Here is a 3,192-nt window from a genome sequence, read left to right as displayed (position 1 = left end):
CTTTTCCTTAGCTTGATGGCGATGTTGTCGTGCCCCTACAGCAGAGTGAAGTAGATGAGTTATTTAGTAGAATAAATCGAAAACAGTGTAAGATACAGAAGACAACGCAGAGATAATTTGTAGGAAGGATATAGTTGCCAAAATATAAAAATTAGGTTAAAGAATTTGTCTATAGAGGTGTTATTTTCTGGTTTCCTTATTCTCTTGTAAAGGTTCCAACGTACATTTTCGAGGAGAAATGGAAAAAATTAATGTAACCATGCAATTATGCATAATGTTTAGAAATTTAAATGTAGTAGATAATAAATATGGTAGAATAATGGGTGTGAATACATTCTATAAAACAGATTCTTTTGAAAGGCGTAACATATCAATCACATTAGAGGATATGGCGTCATTCTAATACTGATCTCAATTTTCTTATATTTTGTGTACGGATAATCTGGTGTATATAGATGATTGTGTTTTATAGGATGTGCTTACACATATACCAAAGGGATAATACGGGTAAGTTTATATGAAATAAAAGTGGTTCAAGTGGAAGAAAGGCACCTAAGAGGTGTCTTTTTTCTTGCCTATCCAAATTTCACCTAGGGAGAATTTCTAGGGATTCTCTCAAAAAAGAAAACCGTGCATATTCTTTATATAATTTTATTAAATTTGATATATTTCCTTTATTCGTGACAGAAATGTTAAATATTTGAATATAAAGAGAGGTCGACGTTATAAAAAAGAAATATATACGTGTACAATAAAAAATATATGATAAAGGGGGTAATTTATTATGTTTACAAAAAAACTAGTAGCCGTAGCAACTACTGTAGCATTAGGGTCTGGATTTACTTTTGGTATTACACCAGCTTTTGCGGATTCTAATGAAGTTTCCACACATCATACACCAATTTCTACTATACAAAAACAGGAACAAATACCGTTCACTGGATATGTTATTTCAATGGATAGTCACTATTTAGTTCTTGCTGATACATCGACAAAAGAAGAGGCACTTTCTTATCAAAATGATTGGTGGGAGCTTGTTTCTCAAAATAAAATTTTAAGAGTTCCTCTTTCTAATGCTGAAAACTATGCAGTAGGAGATAAGTTACATGTACATGCCTCTGCTTGGACTGCATCATTACCACCAATTGCTGTTATGCCTACTATAGAAAAAGCCGCTGATAAATATCAGTAAGGAACAGACCAAGGGCTTGTTTCTCATGAACTTCATGCATGTAAAGTTTTTATCATTTTGAAAAATGTCGTAGTTTAGTAAATTCACATCTCTTTTCTAGAGATTGAGAAAATTTTCGATTTTGGATGCTTCTTTTAGCATTTTAAATAAAAAATTTAAAATCGTAGATAGTTGTTATAATGGAATAAACATGAAAATACCTCACCATATCTGCTGTGTTGCAGGAAATGGTGAGGGGTATAGGCTTCATTTCTCTTGATTTTTCCAAGAATGAAAAATACATTGTTTGTTGATGGGTATAGAGAGAATTAAAGTTTTGAATGTTCAGAATCCAAAATATCAATTTACTATAGATTCCAATTATGTAAAACTAGAACCAAGATGGATGTTTCTTTAAAACTTACCCCTAATAAAGATTTAAAGAAAATTTTGTTTTCGTCATCATCAAGAAGGGAGCCAATTTCTATACAAATTGGCTTTTTTTGAATCCTTACTCTTTTGCATTTCTTATTGTAACACATTGCTAACATTTGTATAGAAATTAATCTTGAAAATTAAGACGAAACAAATCATTTTGATGAAAAAAATGTAAGGTTGTTTGGGCGTAGGTTCCAAAAAGGATAGACCAATCCAAATGGGAAAAATGGAATCTATTGTTCTTCGAAAACGCTATCATATTCAGTATAATAAAGATAACGATTATACTGAGGAGATTGGGATTATGAATAAAAGAGAAACGAGAATTCGTATTTTAGATTTGCAGGATCAACATTGCATGGGTTGCAAGCACTATAATGGGGTACGAACATATTGTATGGACGATTGTAAAATTGGAAAAGAAATATATCAATTAGGAACAGGATTGATTTTTGATGAAAAGGATTCGAAAAGGAAAGTAAAACTGAAGTGGGATTCTATTTGTCAACAGGCGATCGTGTTAAGAAATAAAGGATATACCTATCAAAAAATTGCAAACGAATTAGGATGTCATGCGAGTAGTTTACGTAAACAACTTAATCAACGGGGATTGTAAATAATAGGTTGGAAATTATCATAGAATGATTAAGGCATGAAACCATTGCTTTCCTTCTTAGAATGATTTGAGAAACTAAAGGGGATAGCAGGTACCAGATTAGAGTTTGAAGCAACAACATCATTACAAGCACTTATCTATAAAACGTATCAATGAAAATGAGGTGAATGCAACATGAGAGCAGTTGCGAAAAAAGTACAAATGCTACGCTTACAGGAGAAGCGTAATAAGCGTGAGGAAAATACAGAAGCGGATTGTACTAAACAGTGCAAAATAGAAAGTGAGTGTATTAAACTAGAAAATAATACAGCTAAAAAACGCTCCCAAAAAGTACAAGCGTCAGAAGAAAAATGGGATAAAAAATGCAAACAAGCAGTACAATTATTTAATCAAGGAATGGAATATCCAACTATTGCAAAAAAAGTAGGGTGCAATGTGAGTAGTTTGTATAGAGAGCTCAAGAAACGTGACTTACTACAAATGCCAAAGCAAGTAGCATCATCTAAATCAGTAAAGTCTTCCATCATACCACCACAAACAAAAAAATCGAAGTTCGAACGATATAAAGAGTACTATATGTATAGATAGAACAACGAATGGCCACATGGTAATGTATCTAAATGGGGAATATTACATCTTTGTTCATGCTTCTCCTATGAACAAAGGACTTTAAACAAACGTTGGATTAATAAAGAACATCTGGATAATACTTGTACTTACATATTATTTTTCAAAGTGTTATAGCTCCTTTCACGTTTGATGAAAGGAGCTATTTGGTATTCGCAAAGGTTAACTAGCGAAGCAAATGATAGAGAGTAATCAACGTTCTTATAAATCTTTCTCAACAATTAAACAGTCCCTATACCCAACTATTAAAAAATATGTATAAATATATAAAATCGAAAGAGAATCGTGTATGATTATGTAAAATAAAGGGGGATGGTTCTGGTGCAAAAAAGCTAAATGA

The 3,192-nt window shown here is 32.0% G+C and carries 3 protein-coding genes; all 3 read left to right on the top strand.

The annotated features are described in order from the left end of the window. Window positions 1–784: 784 nt before the first annotated feature. The 3 genes from RT27_RS28410 to RT27_RS28400 all read left to right on the top strand — a co-directional run bounded on the left by RT27_RS28410 (window position 785) and on the right by RT27_RS28400 (window position 2,813). Window positions 785–1,192 carry a DUF3221 domain-containing protein gene (locus RT27_RS28410; RefSeq protein ID WP_000494382.1) on the top strand — a complete coding sequence of 136 codons (408 nt, stop codon included), beginning with the start codon at window positions 785–787 and terminating at the stop codon, window positions 1,190–1,192. A 721-nt stretch (window positions 1,193–1,913) separates the two neighbouring features. Then, window positions 1,914–2,225: a zinc-finger domain-containing protein gene (locus tag RT27_RS28405; RefSeq protein ID WP_043938452.1), complete on the top strand. Its 312-nt coding sequence runs from the start codon at window positions 1,914–1,916 to the stop codon at window positions 2,223–2,225. A 174-nt stretch (window positions 2,226–2,399) separates the two neighbouring features. Continuing rightward, window positions 2,400–2,813, top strand: coding sequence for a hypothetical protein (locus RT27_RS28400; RefSeq protein WP_001202920.1), 414 nt, complete (start codon window positions 2,400–2,402; stop codon window positions 2,811–2,813). The last annotated feature ends 379 nt before the right edge of the window (window positions 2,814–3,192 follow it).

The organism is Bacillus sp. L_1B0_5, assembly GCF_000836715.1.
Lineage (GTDB): Bacteria > Bacillota > Bacilli > Bacillales > Bacillaceae_G > Bacillus_A > Bacillus_A thuringiensis_S.
The sequence above is the reverse complement of the archived record's forward strand: the minus strand, read 5'-3'. Positions and strand labels throughout refer to the sequence as shown.